Origin of the sequence: Parasphingorhabdus sp., assembly GCF_965233695.1 — a bacterium.
In the GTDB taxonomy this organism is placed as follows: domain Bacteria; phylum Pseudomonadota; class Alphaproteobacteria; order Sphingomonadales; family Sphingomonadaceae; genus Parasphingorhabdus.
In genome coordinates this window covers 1,073,769-1,090,409 of sequence record NZ_OZ247497.1, presented here as the reverse complement: position 1 = coordinate 1,090,409, position 16,641 = coordinate 1,073,769, and the positions used below count along the sequence as shown (strand labels likewise).

18 protein-coding genes are annotated in these 16,641 nt (G+C 54.6%); 6 read left to right on the top strand and 12 right to left on the bottom strand.

The features are described from left to right. Positions 1–52: 52 nt before the first annotated feature. Entirely contained in the window at positions 53–811 is a 759-nt protein-coding gene (pdeM, locus tag ACO6S1_RS05080) for a ligase-associated DNA damage response endonuclease PdeM (protein ID WP_422345240.1), read from the bottom strand. Between the two features lie 9 nt (positions 812–820). Here pdeM and ACO6S1_RS05075 point away from each other — a divergent pair, with 9 nt between their 5' ends. The 3 genes from ACO6S1_RS05075 to ACO6S1_RS05065 are packed head-to-tail and all read left to right on the top strand — an operon-like array spanning position 821 to position 2,780. Further along, the gene (locus ACO6S1_RS05075) at positions 821–1,831 is read left to right on the top strand and encodes a rhodanese-related sulfurtransferase (RefSeq protein WP_422345239.1); all 1,011 of its coding nucleotides are present in this window, start codon (positions 821–823) and stop codon (positions 1,829–1,831) included. Beyond that, complete coding sequence (locus ACO6S1_RS05070; protein WP_422345238.1) at positions 1,828–2,466, top strand: glutathione S-transferase; 639 nt, start codon at positions 1,828–1,830, stop codon at positions 2,464–2,466. The genes ACO6S1_RS05075 and ACO6S1_RS05070 overlap by 4 nt, the downstream gene beginning before the upstream one ends. Positions 2,467–2,519: 53 nt before the next feature. After that, positions 2,520–2,780, top strand: coding sequence for a hypothetical protein (locus ACO6S1_RS05065; RefSeq protein ID WP_422345237.1), 261 nt, complete (start codon positions 2,520–2,522; stop codon positions 2,778–2,780). A gap of 2 nt (positions 2,781–2,782) precedes the next feature. On the opposite strand, the gene ACO6S1_RS05060 is transcribed toward ACO6S1_RS05065, so the two are convergent. The 4 genes from ACO6S1_RS05060 to ACO6S1_RS05045 all read right to left on the bottom strand — a co-directional run bounded on the left by ACO6S1_RS05060 (position 2,783) and on the right by ACO6S1_RS05045 (position 8,362). Continuing rightward, positions 2,783–3,760: an aspartyl protease family protein gene (locus tag ACO6S1_RS05060; protein WP_422345236.1), complete on the bottom strand. Its 978-nt coding sequence runs from the start codon at positions 3,758–3,760 to the stop codon at positions 2,783–2,785. Between the two features lie 59 nt (positions 3,761–3,819). Further along, positions 3,820–4,803 (bottom strand): aspartyl protease family protein, encoded by a 984-nt coding sequence (locus ACO6S1_RS05055; RefSeq protein ID WP_422345235.1) that lies wholly within the window; start codon positions 4,801–4,803, stop codon positions 3,820–3,822. A gap of 60 nt (positions 4,804–4,863) precedes the next feature. Next, positions 4,864–7,293, bottom strand: coding sequence for a ligase-associated DNA damage response DEXH box helicase (locus ACO6S1_RS05050; RefSeq protein ID WP_422346138.1), 2,430 nt, complete (start codon positions 7,291–7,293; stop codon positions 4,864–4,866). Positions 7,294–7,414: 121 nt separating this feature from the next. Then, positions 7,415–8,362 (bottom strand): MBL fold metallo-hydrolase, encoded by a 948-nt coding sequence (locus tag ACO6S1_RS05045; RefSeq protein ID WP_422345234.1) that lies wholly within the window; start codon positions 8,360–8,362, stop codon positions 7,415–7,417. A gap of 137 nt (positions 8,363–8,499) precedes the next feature. Between ACO6S1_RS05045 and ACO6S1_RS05040 the strand changes: the two genes are divergently transcribed. Next, complete coding sequence (locus tag ACO6S1_RS05040; RefSeq protein WP_422345233.1) at positions 8,500–9,615, top strand: AI-2E family transporter; 1,116 nt, start codon at positions 8,500–8,502, stop codon at positions 9,613–9,615. Here ACO6S1_RS05040 and ACO6S1_RS05035 read toward each other — a convergent pair. The 4 genes from ACO6S1_RS05035 to ACO6S1_RS05020 all read right to left on the bottom strand — a co-directional run bounded on the left by ACO6S1_RS05035 (position 9,584) and on the right by ACO6S1_RS05020 (position 12,790). Then, on the bottom strand, positions 9,584–9,994 hold the full coding sequence (locus tag ACO6S1_RS05035; RefSeq protein WP_422345232.1) for a DUF1801 domain-containing protein: 411 nt from the start codon (positions 9,992–9,994) through the stop codon (positions 9,584–9,586). The two genes, ACO6S1_RS05040 and ACO6S1_RS05035, sit on opposite strands and share 32 nt — an antisense overlap. Before the next feature lie 14 nt (positions 9,995–10,008). Next, entirely contained in the window at positions 10,009–11,418 is a 1,410-nt protein-coding gene (gene pgmG, locus ACO6S1_RS05030; RefSeq protein ID WP_422345231.1) for a phosphoglucomutase/phosphomannomutase PgmG, read from the bottom strand. A 121-nt stretch (positions 11,419–11,539) separates the two neighbouring features. Further along, positions 11,540–11,974 carry a J domain-containing protein gene (locus ACO6S1_RS05025; RefSeq protein ID WP_422345230.1) on the bottom strand — a complete coding sequence of 145 codons (435 nt, stop codon included), beginning with the start codon at positions 11,972–11,974 and terminating at the stop codon, positions 11,540–11,542. A 3-nt stretch (positions 11,975–11,977) separates the two neighbouring features. Next, positions 11,978–12,790 (bottom strand): division plane positioning ATPase MipZ, encoded by an 813-nt coding sequence (locus ACO6S1_RS05020; protein ID WP_422345229.1) that lies wholly within the window; start codon positions 12,788–12,790, stop codon positions 11,978–11,980. A gap of 143 nt (positions 12,791–12,933) precedes the next feature. On the opposite strand from ACO6S1_RS05020, the gene panC reads away from it, so the two are divergent. Together panC and ACO6S1_RS05010 are read left to right on the top strand one after the other, a co-directional pair. Continuing rightward, a complete protein-coding gene (panC, locus tag ACO6S1_RS05015; protein WP_422345228.1) occupies positions 12,934–13,773 on the top strand; it encodes a pantoate--beta-alanine ligase in 840 nt (279 codons plus the stop codon). A 174-nt stretch (positions 13,774–13,947) separates the two neighbouring features. Next, entirely contained in the window at positions 13,948–14,244 is a 297-nt protein-coding gene (locus ACO6S1_RS05010; RefSeq protein WP_109354674.1) for an SEL1-like repeat protein, read from the top strand. 4 nt (positions 14,245–14,248) lie between these two features. On the opposite strand, the gene ACO6S1_RS05005 is transcribed toward ACO6S1_RS05010, so the two are convergent. The 3 genes from ACO6S1_RS05005 to ACO6S1_RS04995 are packed head-to-tail and all read right to left on the bottom strand — an operon-like array spanning position 14,249 to position 16,636. Then, positions 14,249–15,415 (bottom strand): GNAT family N-acetyltransferase, encoded by a 1,167-nt coding sequence (locus tag ACO6S1_RS05005; protein WP_422345227.1) that lies wholly within the window; start codon positions 15,413–15,415, stop codon positions 14,249–14,251. A gap of 14 nt (positions 15,416–15,429) precedes the next feature. Beyond that, a complete protein-coding gene (locus ACO6S1_RS05000) occupies positions 15,430–16,197 on the bottom strand; it encodes a glycerophosphodiester phosphodiesterase family protein (RefSeq protein ID WP_422345226.1) in 768 nt (255 codons plus the stop codon). After that, positions 16,169–16,636: a RidA family protein gene (locus ACO6S1_RS04995; RefSeq protein WP_422345225.1), complete on the bottom strand. Its 468-nt coding sequence runs from the start codon at positions 16,634–16,636 to the stop codon at positions 16,169–16,171. Before ACO6S1_RS04995 ends, ACO6S1_RS05000 begins: the two co-directional genes overlap by 29 nt. Between the last annotated feature and the right edge of the window lie 5 nt (positions 16,637–16,641).

Below are 16,641 nucleotides of genomic sequence, written 5' to 3'. Positions count from 1 at the left end.
ATCTATGCCGTTTCTTTTGGGTTTATGCAAAAAGTCATCAGATGCATCGGTTCTACTGGGCGCAATGGTCTATCGGTTCTTTAACGCAGAAGGGCAAGACAAGTTGCTTTGTCGCAATCGAGGTGGCTTCAGAGCAACTGGATTTGAGCGCGAAACCGAGGTCAAAGCGGACCAGTTTTTCCTTAAGGGCGATAATCGCATCCGCCGGACCATGAACGGCTTCTTCAATTGCCGGATGATTTGCCGCCAACCCTCCGGTCAATGCGCCAAAGGCTGGCATGATCAAATGCTTTTCGCCTTTGACGAAACAGCGCCGTGACACATGCCGACCGCGTACCGGCACCCGCAGTTTCGGATGAAAATGGCCGGAAATTTCAGGCAGCTCAGTGTCTGGAGTCGCTTCGTGACGCAATGCAAGGCCGTCGCCGATCCATTCGGCCATGACTTCACCGCCCCAAAGGCCGCTGACATCACGGTCATGATTGCCGCTAATCCATATCCATCGAACGCGCCGGGTCATTTCCGTAAGCAACAATGCAGCATCGCCCTCCAGCCGCGCTTCGCCTTCATCATCGTGATAATTGTCACCGAGACAAAATATTTTCTCCGCCGCTGTTCTTGCGATCAGACCCGCCAGTTCATCGAGGGTTGCACGGCTGTCATAGGGTGGCAGCATCTGCCCTTGCCGTGCGTAAAAGCTGGCTTTTTCGAGATGTAAGTCCGCCACCAGCAAAGCCTTTTGCGCAGGCCAGTAAAGTGCTGCAGGGCCGGCGGCTTCAAACCGGTGATTAGCGAACGAAAGGGGAACCATTTTCCCGCTATGCGACGATCCGGGCGTGTGTGCAAGCGGGAAGGGTTGGAATTTCCTGAGCTGCGCGACTATATGCGCGCCATGACGGAATCAAATTTTTCATACAAGGTAGCGGCGCTCTATCATTTTGCCGTGGTCGATGATCCGGTGGCGCTGAGACTGGAAATCCTCTCGGCCTGTGAAGCCAATGGGCTGAAAGGCACGATCCTGCTCGCACCCGAAGGGATAAATGGAACCATTGCGGGCGACGCGGACGGCATTGATGCTGTCATCGCTTTCCTGAAAAGCCTGCCGCATTTTTCCGGTCTGGAGGTGAAATATTCGGCCGCCACCGCCATGCCGTTCCTGCGCATGAAAGTGCGGCTTAAAAAGGAAATTGTGACCATGGGCGTCGACGGCATCGATGCCGCGCGGGCCAAGGGTGATTATGTTGATCCGCTGGACTGGAATGCCATGATTTCGGATCCAGATACGGTCGTGATCGACACGCGCAACGCCTATGAAGTGGCGATTGGCAGTTTTGAAGGCGCGATCAATCCTGACACAGAGACATTTCGGGATTTTCCGGCCTGGTTTGACGACTTTTCCAAGCAATTGCAGGAAAAATCACAGAAGCAGCCGAAAATCGCGATGTTCTGCACCGGCGGTATACGGTGCGAGAAAGCCACTGCCTATGTGAAAGCCCAGGGCTTTGACGATGTCCATCATCTCAAGGGTGGTATTCTCAAATATCTTGAAAATGTGCCGGAGGAAAGCAGCCAGTGGAACGGCGATTGCTTCCTGTTCGACCAACGCGTGGCGGTTGGCCACGGGCTCAAAGAAAGCGACTATGATCAATGCCATGCGTGCCGGATGCCGCTAAATGCCGAAGAGCGCGCGTCGGAAAAATATGTTCCGGGAGAGGCCTGCCCGCATTGTTATGACAGTCGCACGGAAGAGCAGCGCGAACGCTATCGTGAACGCCAGCGGCAAGTGGAAAAGGCGGCGCAGGAAGGCCGCCGGCATTTGGGAACAATATGACCGGTACGCCAATCCTCTACAGTTTTCGGCGTTGCCCCTATGCCATGCGCGCACGGATGGCGCTGCTGATAAGCGAGACTCCGGTTAGGCTGCGAGAGGTGGTATTGCGCGACAAGCCAGAGGAAATGATTGCATCCTCGCCCAAAGCGACAGTGCCAGTATTGGTGCAGGATGATGCAACCGTCATCGACGAAAGCCTGGCGATCATGCAATGGGCGCTGGATCGGAATGATCCGGCGGAATGGCTTGATGATGCACAAGCCGGCGCGGATTTAATCGCCGAAGCCGACAGCGATTTTAAGGATAATCTCGACCGCTATAAATATCCCACACGTTATGATGACGTCGATCCGATGGCCCATCGTTCCGCCGGGCTTGCGTTTCTCGAGAAGCTCGAAAAACCGTTGGCTGCACAGGGACAGTTGCTGGGAACGCAGCCCCGGCTGGCGGATTTCGCGATTTTTCCGTTCATCCGCCAATTTGCCAATAATGACCGCAACTGGTTTGACGCCCAGCCGTTGCCCGGTCTACAAAAGTGGCTCGCCGCGCATTTGGGCTCGGACCTATTTGCTGCAGCGATGAAGAAATATCCGCAATGGAAAACGGGCGATCCTGAACCCCTATTTGCCGGATAGGTTTACCGTTATTCACATATTGCTGCGACAAAGCGAGAAACAAAGGAGCCGCCATGAAAACCGCTATTGTCATTACTGCCCCCTTATTATGCCTGTTAGCGGCATGTAGCGATGAAGCCCAAGCCCCGGTTCAGGAAGAAGAGCCGGCAATCGAGGCCGAGATGCCGCCGCAGCCTGAAATCAACGAGTCACTGACCGAAGAAGAAGCGGATGCCGCGCTTGAAGAACTGGAAGCGGAACAGCGTGCACTGGAAGGCAGCGCGGAGTCAGAGAATGGCGGCGCGGCGGTAGATACCGATTCTGGCGGCGAATAGCCCTACGACTTGATATGGCTGCTTGTTGGCCGCTCGAAAGTACGTTTCGTATCTTTCGGCAACAGAAAATGGATTTTCCGTTTTTTGAAGTCGATCGCTACCTGGTCAAATTTCCGCAACACGTCCATGCCGAGCAGCAACGCCGGTTTCTTGTCCATGCCCAGCCGTTCGAAAGGCGGGGCATCGGCAAAAGCGACAGGCAAGTTGGCGAATTGGGCGCGGCCAATTCGAAAATCACGGGCTTTGCCGAATTCGACGCCCAATGTCTGGCCGGTTACCGCGATCAGGCTGTTTTCTTCGCCCAGTTCTTTGGCGCGTTTTATCAGGCGCTTTTTCAACACCATGTTGGCAATCGAAACCTGCGCGCCGGTATCAACGATCACATTGACTTTCAGTCCGGCAATTGTTGCTTCGGTGAAGATAAGTTGACCGGATTTGCGCCGCGCAGTGACGACAATTTCCCGGTTCGCGGCCATGGCGCGCGGGGCCGCTGTATCTTCGATAGAGATTTGATTGTTAATGAAGTCGAACAATATCCGTTGGTCTTGCAGGCCATCGAGACCCAATATGCCGTCCGCGCCAATATGGCGCGCCAGCAAGACCGGGGCGATCAGGCTGTCATAGCTTTTCTTGCCCAGTGTCAATTGGGGCACATAGACCATATCGACCATGCTGCTGCCCGCGATGCTGATCAATTCCGCCGGTTCTTCCGCATCCAGCGCCAATCTTGTCGCAATCTTGCGAGACAGTACAGTCCGTTCCGCACCGGTATCAATCACAAAGGAAAACGGTCCGCGGCCTTCGATACTGACGGGAACGGTCATCCGCTGCGCACGGTCTTCATCGATCGCAATGACTTCATTGTCTGGCTTGGTAAGGCTGCCAGGTTCTACCGACTGCCCCATCGGGACAGGATAGGCGAGAGCTAGCGCGGAAGCACCTATGAAGGGGATTAGGCTAGAAGAAAAAAGCGGCATCATGCTCTCCTGCTATTAGATCATTTTGGTCTGCCATGAAGCGGATTTGCAACAAAAACCACTCAAGTTGCGTCTTCCGGCAGCAGAAAATAGATTTTGCGGTTGGCAAAGTCGATCGCCATACGGTCAAATTTGCGCAGCGCATCCATGCCCAGAAACATGGCGGGTTTTTTCTCCAGGTCCAGAGCGGCAAAAGGTGCGATATCGGCAAAGGCAATAGGGATGACCCCAAAGCGGGCGCGGCCGATATGCAGTTCGCTGGCAACGCCATAGTCGGCGGCAACAGAGCGGTCGGTCACATCAAGCAGATTAATCTGTTGCAGCGCCGAGCGCTTCATCCGCAAGCGACGTTGCAAGGCCTTGTTCCCGATCGACAGCTCCCCACCCGTATCAATAATTACGCTGACCTTGATCCCGGAAATTTCGGCATTGGTAAAAATCAGCTGGCCAGACCGCCGCCGTGCGGTAACCACAATTTCGCGGCGAGATTGGGCTTTGCGTTTCTTGGCTGTGTCTTCAACAGAAATCGCGCTGGTAATGAAATCAAAAAGTATGCGCTGACCCTGCAGGCTATCGAGACCCAAGACGCCGTCCGCGCCAATATTACTTGATCGGAAGGTTGGTGCAACAATGCCTCCATAGCTGCGGCTACCCAATGTGAGTTCCGGGACATAGACGGTTTGCACTACCGTGCTGCCTGCCAACGCAATGATATTGACTTCGTCTTCCAGCTCCAGGGTAAGGCTACCCGCCACTTCTTTGGACAATATTGTGCGCTGGGCCGCGGTATCGATGATGAACTTGAATGGGCCGCTTCCTTCGATGCTTACGGGAACAGTCATGCGCGCCATCCGGTCTTTGGCAATTGCGATCTGTTCGGCATCGGGTTTAATGAACTGATCCGGCAACCTGTCGGCCAATATGGCCTCCGGTTCGACAATTTCGGGAATGGCTGCCACTGCCTCCGGCAAGGCTGTGCCGGGTTCGGCGACCTGTAATGAAAACAGCAACGGCAAGGCCGCACTTATGGGGGAAAACATACTCATATTTGTATAGATACCCCATTTTCCCGCTGACGACAAATATCTGTGAGGTAACCGGCTCTATCAATCGCCTCGCATTGCTTCCTCGATTAATCCTTCCGCTTCGATTAACAGCGCGTCGTCTGTTGCACCTTGTGCCACATGTTCGCGGCCGATCATGACCAGCACCGGGACGGCCAGCGGACTGACCCGGTCCAATGCGACATGCACCATCGATCCCGCAGCCCGGTCGAGCAAGTCGCCAAGCCTTGCAACATCCGTCATCCGCGACCGTGCATCGGCCCAGGCGGCCTGCATCAACAGATGATCCGGCTCATATTTGCGCAGCACATCGAAGATCAGGTCGGTGGAGAATGTCACCTGCTTGCCGGTCTTGCGCTTGCCGGGATGCTGGCGGTCGACCAAGCCGCTGATAACGGCCACTTCACGAAAGGCACGTTTGAGCAGATAGGATCCCTCGATCCAGTCGAAAAACTCGTCCTCCAAAATATCGGTACTGAACAGCGGCGCAGGATCGGAGATAGGGTCGACGCTCCAGCAGGCCAATGCATAGTCGTTGGCGACAAAGCCTATCGGTTTCAATCCGCGCGTTTCCATCCGCCGTGTCAGCAGCATGCCGAGCGACTGGTGCGCATTCCAACCCTCGAAACTATAGACCGCCATATAGTGCAGGTCCTTGTGCGGAAAAGTCTCGACAAGCAGTTCGCCGGGTTCCGGCAAACGTGAGCGATGATCCTGCATTTCCAGCCATTCCCGCACATCATCCGGGAAGCGCGCCCACCCCGCCCGGTCGGTTAGAAAACCACGCACCCGGTCGGATAAATGCGTGGTGAGCGGCAGGCGCAGGCCCATATAACTGGGGATCATCGCTGCATTCTTGGTTGCGCGGACGATGACGTCAGACGTGTCGAGTTTGATCAGTTCCAGACTCATACCAGCGAAGAAAAACGTATCGCCCGGGCTCAGGATGGCGGCGAAGCTCTCTTCAACCTTTCCGAGATTACGGCCATTTTTGAACCGTACATTCATCATCGCGGCATCGACGATGATCCCGGCGTTCATCCGGTGCTGGGTTGCGAAACGCGGATGGACAAGATGCCAAACGCCTTTGTCATCGCGCCGCAAGCGTTTGAACTTGTCGTAAGCTTTCAGTGCGTAGCCGCCGTCCCGGGTGAAGCCGAGCACGCGGTCAAACGTTTCCTTGTCGAGCGCACTGTAGGGAAGTGAGGACTGCAGCTCGTCGAGCAAGTCAGCCTCCTGAAAAGGTGCCGCGCACGCACAGGTCATGACATGTTGCGCGAGTACATCAAGACCGCCGGGGCGAAACGGCTCGCCATCGCGCTTGCCTTCATTGACTGCGTCCAGCGCCGCTTGCGCTTCGAGATATTCAAAGCGGTTGCCGGGCACCAATAGGGCCCTGGATGAAACATCCAGCCGGTGATTGGCCCGGCCAATCCTTTGGAGTAATCGCGAGCTGCCTTTCGGTGCGCCCATCTGGATCACACAATCAATATCGCCCCAGTCGACCCCCAGATCAAGCGATGCCGTGCAGACCAAGGCGCGCATCTTGCCTGACGCCATGGCGTTTTCGACTTTGCGGCGGGCCTCTTTTGACAGGCTGCCATGATGCACGCCGATGGGCAGGGTATCTTCGTTGATGTCCCAGAGCTTCTGGAAGATAAACTCGGCGAGGAAGCGCGTGTTGGTGAAAACCAGCGTCATCCTGTTAGCTTTAATCTGTTCCATCACCTGCGGGATCGCATAAACTCCGGCATGGCCTGCCCATGGCACGCGGATCTTGTCCCCTTCCGGTGTTTCCGGAATCATGATCGCGATATCCGCTGGCGCACCTTCGTCCCCCAGCACATGGGTGACGACGTCAATATCGCCATAAGGCGCGAGCCAAGCGCGAAAATCATCGGGCTCCGCGACCGTGGCTGATAAAGCCGACCGCTTCATGTCAGGCGCGATCCGCTGCAGCCTTGCAAGCGAGAGAGACAGCAGATCGCCGCGCTTGCCCGATGCAAAGGCATGCACTTCATCGATGATCACATGCTTCAGTTTCGCAAACAGTGTGAAACTGTCTTCCTGACTGAGCAGCAGGTTCAGTGACTCCGGAGTGGTCAGCAGGATTTGCGGTGGTTTGACACGCTGGCGCGCCTTGCGATTGGCGGGCGTATCACCACTGCGGGTTTCGACCTTGATTGGCAGGCCCATTTCATCAATTGGCGTCAGCAGGTTGCGTTGGACATCGACGGCCAGCGCCTTGAGCGGAGAAATGTAAAGTGTGTGCAGTCCGTCAAATTCAGGCTGGTCGATCAGATCCACCAACGTCGGTAAAAATCCGGCGAGGGTCTTGCCTGCGCCGGTCGGAGCAGTGAGTAAAGCATGGCGCCCTGCCCGCGCCGCTTCCAGCATTTCCAACTGATGCCGCCGCACAGACCAACCGCGTGAAGCGAACCAGTCGGTCAGGATTTTCGGAATGCTATTAATGACAACTGTGCTCCTGCGCAGGCAGGAGCCTATCTCCTACCGCTGCGTTTGTGCGCAAGCTCTGGAGATGGGCACCGGCCTGCGCAGGTACACTAAATGCGCATTGACGGGCAAACTCAAGCTATTGCTTCAATTCCGCCATCAATCCAAATAATTGGGTGACATCGGGCGGTGTGGTATCGCCTGCATATTCCCGATACAGCGTCGATACATTGACCGCTATACGCTCGCTATCGCCCCAGCTGGAAAAGTCTCCCAGATTGATATCATGTGCGGCTTCCCGCACCGACAGGCCGCCATCATAACGTTTCCTCGCCTCACTATCGATAAAGTGCAAATAGTCCTGCACGCGCCGGACTCCGGCTATATCGGTAATGGGCCCGTGTCCCGGAACGATGGTGTCGGGTTGAAGGTCGATAATATGATCGCAAGCGGCGATCCAGTTCGACACCGGCCCTGCCCACATGATTGGCGTGCCTTCGATAAACAGGATATCACCGGTAAAAACCGTTTTGTCACCCGGAACATGGACCAGCACGTCGCCAGCGGTATGTGCAGGACCCACCTCAATCAGATCAACCTGTTTGTCGCCGACCTTCACACTATATTCGCCGCTAAACGTTTTTGTCGGATGTTTCTCCGCGACATCGGTAAAATCAAAGCTGCCAAAAATGTCGATGAGATATTGTCCTGTCGGCCCCATATCCTTTGCCTGCGCCATGATTGCAGCCAGGGCGGGCGCAGGCAACTCGTCCATTTCCCGCGCGCTGGCGTCCGAGGCAATCACTTCGGCATGTTGGCACAGACCATTGCCATGACAATGGTCGCCGTTGGCATGTGTGTTGACGATGGTGCCAATATCATCGGCACCGACACCCGCTGCGTCCGCCATAGTGGCCAGCATGTCTCGGGTCAGGCTGGCATCAAATAACGTGTCGACCAGTAAAGACTCTCCGCCATCGGTTATTAGTCCGGCATTGGACCAGCCCCAGCCGCCATCGGGCTGCAAATAGGCAAATATGCCATTGCCAGTTTCGTACAGGCCTTTCTGAAAGGAGATATGGTCCATGTTGCCTCTCGCTTTACTGCTTTTCTTTCCCTCGTTGTGGCAGCTTTCGAACAATTTGGATAGAGGGCCGAAATGGGTTTGGTTTCCGGTCTTGTTGTGTAAAAACTCAAATTGATCTAGCAAAGTAGACGAAAAATATGGATGAATCAGAGCGCCCCCAATTTGGAATAGAACGGCTGTTCGTACTCGCGCTGCTAGCGATCATCTCACTGGCATTTGCGATGCTGATCGAGCCATTTTTTGGCGCGATTGTCTGGGGCGTTGTGGTCGCGGTATTGTTTCAGCCGGTTTATCAGAAAATATCCGGCTGGCTTTTTCCGAGGATCAATCTGGCGGCTTTCCTGACACTGATTCTGGTCATCCTGCTCGTCATTGTACCGGCGATTCTGCTGGGCATGGCCTTGGTGCAAGAGGCAACCAACGCTTACGCCAGCATACAGGCGGGGGAAATTGATTTTGGCGGCGCTTTTGTTGCTTTTCAGAACAGTCTGCCGGCCTGGTTGCAAAATCAACTTGCCGCTTACGGTTATGGCGATCTGGCAACCGCAAAGCCGCAGATTGAAGAGGCTATTGGCAGCATTCTTGAATTTATGATCGCACAGGCGCTCAGCTTCGGTCAGGGGGCGTTTCGTTTTCTGCTCGCTCTGGGTGTGATGCTCTATCTCACCTTTTTCCTGCTTCGTGACGGTCGCGACCTGGCGGCGCAGATTGAAAATATTGTTCCGCTGTCGGAAAGCAAGAGCGCAATTTTGATCGACAAGTTTTTTGTCGTGATCATCGCAACAATCAAAGGCAGTTTCGTGGTCGCGTTGCTGCAGGGAACAATTGGCGGCCTTATATTCTGGGCACTGGACATACGCGGAGCTTTGCTCTGGGCGGTATCGATGGCAATATTGTCGCTGATTCCGGCGATCGGCACGGGCTTTGTGTGGGTACCGGTTGCAATCTATTTGATTGTGACAGGATCAATCTGGCAAGGCATCGTCCTCATTCTCGCTGGAATTTTCATCATCAGCCTGATCGATAATATTGTCCGACCGATACTGGTTGGCCGCGACACGCGAATGCCGGACTATGTGGTGCTGATCTCGACATTGGGCGGTTTGCAGCTTTTCGGTTTCAATGGCATCGTGATTGGTCCGCTGCTGGCCGCGTTGTTCATCGCAGTCTGGCGGATATTTGCGGAAATGAACAAGTCGGAACGAGAGCGCCTGACCCGTGTCAGGGCCGCAAATGATAAGTCAGCGCCATAGCAATAATATGCTTCACGGCGTCTGTTGGGATTGGTTTGCCGGTTTCAAAAATGACGGCGCGGTTACCTTCGAAATCCAATAGTTCATCATAAAGCTCCCGCCATCGGGATACCAGATCGGTGCCGCAATGGACATATAAGGCACAGTTGCCAGCAGTTTTGGCGCTGGCATCAATGCGAATAGTTGTGCCGGATTTGGTCGTCGACGGAAGATAGGACGGCTGACCCCATTTCAGGGTTTCTTCAATCGGGCCAATCCTGTCATCATCCGCAGCAACTTCGAAAATGAGCGATCTGAGCTGCATCAGCTGATCTTGGGCGGATTCGGAATAAATATCGAATACCGTCTTTACCGGTTCGGCAACTTTCGCCTGCCCCATTTCTCTACCCCGCTTTAATGTCCCACGGTTTCTCCGCGTTCCAACCCCGACAATGCCAGCTGCTCGTCAATTTGAGCCATTAAACGGCCCAGCCCGTCTTCCGACTTTGCCTCGGCACGTGCCACCAGCACGTCCTGCGTATTCGAAGCCCGCAGCAACCACCAGCCATCGTCCGTATTCACACGCGCGCCATCGGTATTGTTCACATCCGCGCCGCTGGCTGCGAGCCGTTCGAGTATTTCCTCGATCACCGCGAATTTACGGCTTTCGTCGACCTGGAAACGCATTTCCGGGGTGTTGATCATCTCGACCATATCGCTGCGCAGCTGGGTCACGCTCTTGCCGATATTGGTTGCAGCCTGAATCAGTCGCACGGCGGCATAAGGGGCATCGTCAAAGCCGTAATAATCATGTTTGAAGAACACATGACCGCTCATTTCGCCGGCCAACGGCGAAGAAACTTCCTTCATTTTGGATTTAATCAGGCTGTGCCCGGTTTTCCACATGAGCGGTTTGCCGCCGAGTGCTGCAATCCGGTCATAAAGGGCCTGAGATGCCTTTACATCCGCAATTATAGTGGCGCCGGGTTCGGATTTGAGAACGTCTTCGGCATAGATTTGCAGCAGCTGATCACCCCAGATTACCCGGCCTTCGCCATCAATCGCGCCAATACGGTCGCCGTCGCCATCAAAAGCTACACCGAAATCGAGATTCTTTTCAGCGACAAGCGCTTTGAGATCGGCCAGATTCTTCTCTTCGGTAGGATCAGGATGATGATTGGGAAAACTGCCATCGACATCTGTGTAGAGGAGATGATGCTCGCCGGGCAGGTTAGCGGTGAGTTTTTCGATCACCGGACCCGCCGCGCCGTTACCGGCATCCCAGCCAATTTTCATTGCATCACCGGTGAAATTCTGGGTCAGGCGTGCAACATATTCGTCGATGATGTCAATGCGTTCGATGCTTCCAACGGCATCGTCGGCTGGCGTATTCCAATCGCCGCTCGCCGCCATTGCACCAAGCTTCTGGATATCCGCTCCGAAAAAGGGACGCCCCTGAAACACCATTTTGAAGCCATTATAATTGGCGGGATTATGGCTGCCGGTTATCTCGATGCCGCCCTGCACCTGTTCTAACACGGTTTCGGCATAGTAAAGCATCGGCGTTGGCCCCATGCCAATCGAAATGGCGTTGACACCGGCATCGTTAAGCCCTTCGATCAGTGCGTCTTCCAGCATCGGAGAACTGGTCCGGCCGTCATAGCCGGTGGCGACGGCTGTACCCCCTGCCCGTGCGATCAGTGTTCCGAAGCCTCGCCCAATCGCATAGGCATCGTCATTGCCCAGCGTTTCACCGATGATCCCGCGAATATCATATTCCCGCAGGCTGGACGGATCAAACTGGTGGGATGTGCGTGCGGTCATGGATGATTTGTCCTTTGGGAAGGTTGATATCTCAGCGGAAACGCTGTGTGATCAATAATATAAAGACCGCGGCAGAAAAGATAGTCCTCCTATAGAATTCGTATCGCACCAGACGGGCGGCTTAGCGGTGATTGTTGGCCTTCAGTTCCTCAAGCAATATGTCCCGGGCCCGGTTGATCTGGCGCGCCATCTGCTCATCACCGCCGCGGTCGGGATGGTGTTCGCTCAGACATGCGCGCCAGGCGCTATTGATTGCTGCATGATCGGCATCGTCAGACACGCCCAACAGGGATCGCGCACGGTCCAGTTCGAAACTGCGGGGTTTTTGTACTTCAGGCTTGCTTTGGCCAAAACCCTTTAACAGCTTTGAACCGCTCCACGCCAATGCCGCGATTACAAGCCCGCTGCCCATCACCCAATTGCCACCGCGGAACAAATTGACGCCCAGCAGGGCAATTGCCACGGCCAGCCAGTCATTGGCCTGCATTGTTTTTGCCCGGCCCGACAAGATCAATGCTGCGATGACAGACGCGCTGAGGACCAGCATGAACGTCATGGCTCAGGCAACCAGTTGGGGTTTGCCAAAGCTGGGTCGCTGACCATCTGGTTGTGGCAGAGCCAGATGCTTGATCAACTCCCGCAATTCCTGGCGCGCGGCGATATGACTGGTGGCAAGTCGTCCAAGATGCTGCTTGTCGAGCATCGTCAAGCCGGCGGGAAAGAGCTCGCGATAGATAACCCGCTCGCTCAGTCCCGGTATAACGCGAAAGCCGACGCGCTGTGACAGCTCGGTCAACGCAGAGATGACCCGCTGCATATTATGCGCCTCGACATGCTGGGTCCGGTTGCGCAGCACCACCCAGTCAATCGAAGTGCCGTCCGCCTTGGCCCGCGCTTTACGGGCTTCCCAGATGAGTTCGGCATAGAAGCTGAGTTTACGGACCTTGAATGTTTCCGGATCCACTTGTCCGATCAGGTCAAAATCGACAAAGCTGTCGTTAATCGGTGTCACCAGCGTATCGGCCCGGGTTGCGACAAAGCGGGCAAATTTGTCATCCCGGCCCGGTGTATCGTAGAGCAGATAATCCGCGCCATGGCTCATCCGCTCGACCAATTGTTCAAGCCGAGCAAGATTGTTATGCTCGAACACTTCAAAATAGGGTTGCGGGATTTCAATATTCAGCCGGTCCATCGTGGCTTTGCGATTTTCGAGATATCGATAGAGTGTGCGCTGGCGCGGATCGAGATCGATGACCGCGACCTTGTGCCCCTGATAGGCGAGGGCCACCGCCACGTGCACGGCCGTGGTAGACTTGCCCGTCCCGCCTTTTTCATTGGCAAAGACTATATGATGCGCTTTGCTATTGGCCACTTGCTCTATTAACCCCTATCTGACGGACGCCCCGGCGCTTGCCATGACTCTTGCAATAACCCTGTTTGCTATTGCGATAGGTGAACCATCGCAGCATAGTTCGCAAGTTGTTAGGCGTAAAATCTATTGATAATTGAGGTCGCATGCAAATTGTAAGACAGCTTGGCCCGCTCCGCACGGCTTTGGACGCCATCCGGCAAACGAAACCGCGATTGGGATTGGTGCCGACAATGGGTGCGCTGCATGCGGGGCATATGCGTTTGGTTGAGACGGCTTTGGCACAATGTGATGCCGTCGTGGTTTCGATCTTCGTCAATCCGACACAATTTGGTGATGGTGAAGATCTGGACGCCTATCCCCGCCAGGAAGCAGCTGATGCGGCGCTCTTGGAGGCAGCAGGCGCTGATCTGATTTGGGTGCCTACGGTCGATCAAGTCTATCCGGACGGTTTTGCCACCAATATTAGTGTTACGGGCGTTAGCGCAGGGCTGTGCGGCGGATCGCGGCCAGGTCATTTTGACGGCGTGGCAACCGTGGTTGCCAAGCTATTCAACCAGACACGGCCGGATGCGGCCTTTTTCGGGGAAAAGGATTATCAGCAGCTGGCAGTCATCAGGCGGATGGCGCGCGATCTTGATTTCTCACATGATATTGTCGGTGTGCCAACGGTTCGTGATGCCGATGGTCTGGCTCTGTCGTCTCGCAACGCCTATTTGACATCAGTGCAGCGCCGCGCCGCGGTTGCCTTGCCGGATAACATGCGCGATGCTGCGGATGCGATCTCCAAAGGCGGCGATGTTATCAATATTTTGGAAGAAGCTAAGGCAAAATTGCTTTCATCGGGTTTTCATCAAGTTGACTATTTTGAGCTGCGAAATGCCGAAACACTTGAAAATATGACCGTTTTTAACAAACCTGCCCGTTTATTGGCCGCTGCGCATATTGGCAGCACAAGATTGATCGACAATATCGCTGTAGCCTAGGATAAGCGCGGGATGCATTAACCTTGCAAAATGATGTAAATTGTCGGTTTTTTGACGTTTTGACACTGTTCCCGGCAAGTTTTTGCCTACCCCGTTAACCATTCTTTTAAGAAATTGCGCTGAAAGTTCACCTGTCGCCAAATGAGGCGCAATAGGAACAGGGACTTGAAGACTATGGGCAACAGCATGAAAAGCGCAGCCTTTTTAATTGAAAGCCGCCTCGCAGAAGCGGCACGAGGCAGCAGCAATGCTTATTTTGATCTCGGTGTGATTTATTCGACCGGTTCGGAAGGTGTGGACGTTGATCTGATCGAAGCACATAAATGGTTTAACCTGGCATCGCTCTCCGGCCATGATGAGAGCAAAGTCTGCCGCGCAGAAATTTCTCTCGAAATGACCGCTCGTGAGATTGCCGAAGCCCAGCGCGAAGCACGTAGCTGGTTGCAGGAAACCTCGCGCCGCGCAGCTTAAAGGTTTAACCGGATTTCTTGAACGGCCCCATTTCGGCCAGAAATTCGATATCGGCGGCAACGGCCCGCCGCTCGCGGTCCAAATAGTCGGCTATCGCCGACCGGAACCCCGGATCGACAATATAATGGGCTGACCAGGTCGGGACAGGTTGATAGCCACGCGCCAATTTGTGGCTGCCTTGCGCACCCGCTTCGACAGATTTCAGGCCACGTGTGATGGCAGCATCAATGGCCTGATAATAGCACAGCTCAAAATGCAGGAACGGGACGTCGCGGGTACAGCCCCAATAGCGGCCGTATAAAGTTTCTTCCCCGATAATGTTCAATGCGCCAGCAACCGGAACCCCGTCCTGCAGCGCCAAAATCAGCAGCAGTTTATCGCCCATTTTCTGATGGAGCAGATCAAAAGCAGCCCGTGTGAGATAAGGAGTCCCCCATTTGCGGGCACCGGTATCCTGATAGAATATCCAAAAATAGTCCCAATATTCGCTCGTAATCTCATCGCCGGAGACGTGGATGATTTCCGCTGCTTCCTGGGCTCTTCGCCGCTCTTTCCTGATAGCTTTGCGCTTGCGGGAAGATAAAGCGGCTAGAAAAGCATCAAAATCTGCATAGCCATCATTGCGCCAATGAAACTGGCTGTCTGAGCGGATCATCCATCCGGCTTCGCGAAAATGGTCAAGCTGGTTTTCAGCAACAAAAGTCGCGTGAACGGAAGATATCCCATTATTGGCCGCAAGCTGTTCTGCGGCCCGCAATAGCGGTACGGCGAGCGCCTCATCGCGCAGCAAAAGGCGTGGTCCCGGAACCGGGGAAAAGGGGGAAGCAATCTGGATTTTCGGATAATATTGCCCGCCAGCATTTTCAAACGCATGTGCCCATTGCTGGTCAAAAATATACTCGCCCTGACTGTGAGATTTCAGATAGCTGGGCAAACACGCAGCAATCTTGCCTGCCGCATCTTCGATCAGGATGGGCAGTGACTTCCAACCGGTGCCTGGACCGACACTCCCCGACTCTTCCATGGCCGATAGAAAAGCATGGGAAACGAAAGGGTTCCCGGTTCCTGCGCAATCATCCCACTCGTCCTTCGGCAAGCTGATAATATCATCCGCTACCCGTGCAACAATCCCGCCGGGTCTGTCAGTTGATGTTGGGGAAGAATCGGACATGAAACGCTATGCTATCAGGTCTGAGGCAACTCATAAACCGGTTCATCCGCATGAATCTTTGCAATTTTTTCCTGACTTGCGGTGCGCACCGTCCAAGTGACGACCGGCAGGCCGCGCGCCCGATTTGATGCGGCGAATGAAGATGGGAAATCCCGGACATCATAGGCGAGAAAATCCGGCTTTGCGGTCCAGAGACTTTGATGCCGCGTGATCCTTCCTTTCAGGTTCTTGCTACCTTCTTCCGTAACAACCAATCCACGCACGATATGCGCCGCATTTTTGCGGAACCATGCGGAAACAAGAGGGTTGAAAGACATGATAGCCGCTTTGCCAGTATAGCCTTCTAACGCCCTGCGCACGGAAAGGCACAGTGGGCCAACCCGCATATCGTTCGACTTGATCTCGATCAGAATCGGCACCTGGCCGGCGACTTGTTCGAGTGTCGCCCGGAGGCGCGGGATTTTCCCCTGGCTGCCATTGAGGTCAATCTGATCGATATCGGACGCGCGCAAATTGGACAGCTTGCCCTTTTGTGCTGTCAGTCGATCGAGTTCAAAATCATGAAAGACAAAGGCGGTGCCATCTTCAGCAGCCTGAACATCACATTCAATACCATGGCCCAATTTTATCGCAGCATCGAAAGCAGCTGGACTATTTTCTAGAACGCCATCTCCGTGCAGTCCGCGATGGGCATAGGGCTGGCCTTTCAGAAATGCTACCCTCGCCGGTTCGGGGGCTGGTGCAAACAGGTCGTCAAGCGGGCTTAATAGCGACAACTGCATCCACCTCGACCGCAACGCCAAGCGGAAGTGCGGCAACACCAACCGCACTGCGGGCATGTTGTCCGGCAGCCCCGAAAATCACTTCCATCATATCGGAGCAACCGTTGGCAACTTTCGGGTGGTCAAAATAGTCGGAGGTGCTGTTGACGAAAACGCCGAGCTTTACGATCCGGTCAACCCGGTCCAGCGAACCTGTCGCTTTCTTAATCTGTGCCGCAATCATCAGAGCACAGGCTTTCGCCGCATCCTGACCCTCTTCAAGGGTCATGTTATCGCCTAGTCGGCCGGTAATCAGTTTGCCCTCGGCCATCGAGACTTGTCCGCTGATATGAAGCATGCCGTTTACTTCGACAGCGGGAACATAGGATGCCACCGGTGCGGCGGCTTCGGGAAGCTCTATGCCTTTGGCGTTCAATGCTTTTTCGATATTGTTTGTCATAGTGC

Bases quoted from the DNA above. Each gene is read 5' to 3' on its own strand.
- pdeM (WP_422345240.1), bottom strand. From the start codon at position 811: ATGGTTCCCCTTTCGTTCGCTAATCACCGGTTTGAAGCCGCCGGCCCT.
- ACO6S1_RS05075 (WP_422345239.1), top strand. From the start codon at position 821: ATGCGACGATCCGGGCGTGTGTGCAAGCGGGAAGGGTTGGAATTTCCT.
- ACO6S1_RS05070 (WP_422345238.1), top strand. From the start codon at position 1,828: ATGACCGGTACGCCAATCCTCTACAGTTTTCGGCGTTGCCCCTATGCC.
- ACO6S1_RS05065 (WP_422345237.1), top strand. From the start codon at position 2,520: ATGAAAACCGCTATTGTCATTACTGCCCCCTTATTATGCCTGTTAGCG.
- ACO6S1_RS05060 (WP_422345236.1), bottom strand. From the start codon at position 3,760: ATGATGCCGCTTTTTTCTTCTAGCCTAATCCCCTTCATAGGTGCTTCC.
- ACO6S1_RS05055 (WP_422345235.1), bottom strand. From the start codon at position 4,803: ATGAGTATGTTTTCCCCCATAAGTGCGGCCTTGCCGTTGCTGTTTTCA.
- ACO6S1_RS05045 (WP_422345234.1), bottom strand. From the start codon at position 8,362: ATGGACCATATCTCCTTTCAGAAAGGCCTGTACGAAACTGGCAATGGC.
- ACO6S1_RS05040 (WP_422345233.1), top strand. From the start codon at position 8,500: ATGGATGAATCAGAGCGCCCCCAATTTGGAATAGAACGGCTGTTCGTA.
- ACO6S1_RS05035 (WP_422345232.1), bottom strand. From the start codon at position 9,994: ATGGGGCAGGCGAAAGTTGCCGAACCGGTAAAGACGGTATTCGATATT.
- pgmG (WP_422345231.1), bottom strand. From the start codon at position 11,418: ATGACCGCACGCACATCCCACCAGTTTGATCCGTCCAGCCTGCGGGAA.
- ACO6S1_RS05025 (WP_422345230.1), bottom strand. From the start codon at position 11,974: ATGACGTTCATGCTGGTCCTCAGCGCGTCTGTCATCGCAGCATTGATC.
- panC (WP_422345228.1), top strand. From the start codon at position 12,934: ATGCAAATTGTAAGACAGCTTGGCCCGCTCCGCACGGCTTTGGACGCC.
- ACO6S1_RS05010 (WP_109354674.1), top strand. From the start codon at position 13,948: ATGGGCAACAGCATGAAAAGCGCAGCCTTTTTAATTGAAAGCCGCCTC.
- ACO6S1_RS05005 (WP_422345227.1), bottom strand. From the start codon at position 15,415: ATGTCCGATTCTTCCCCAACATCAACTGACAGACCCGGCGGGATTGTT.
- ACO6S1_RS05000 (WP_422345226.1), bottom strand. From the start codon at position 16,197: ATGCAGTTGTCGCTATTAAGCCCGCTTGACGACCTGTTTGCACCAGCC.
- ACO6S1_RS04995 (WP_422345225.1), bottom strand. From the start codon at position 16,636: ATGACAAACAATATCGAAAAAGCATTGAACGCCAAAGGCATAGAGCTT.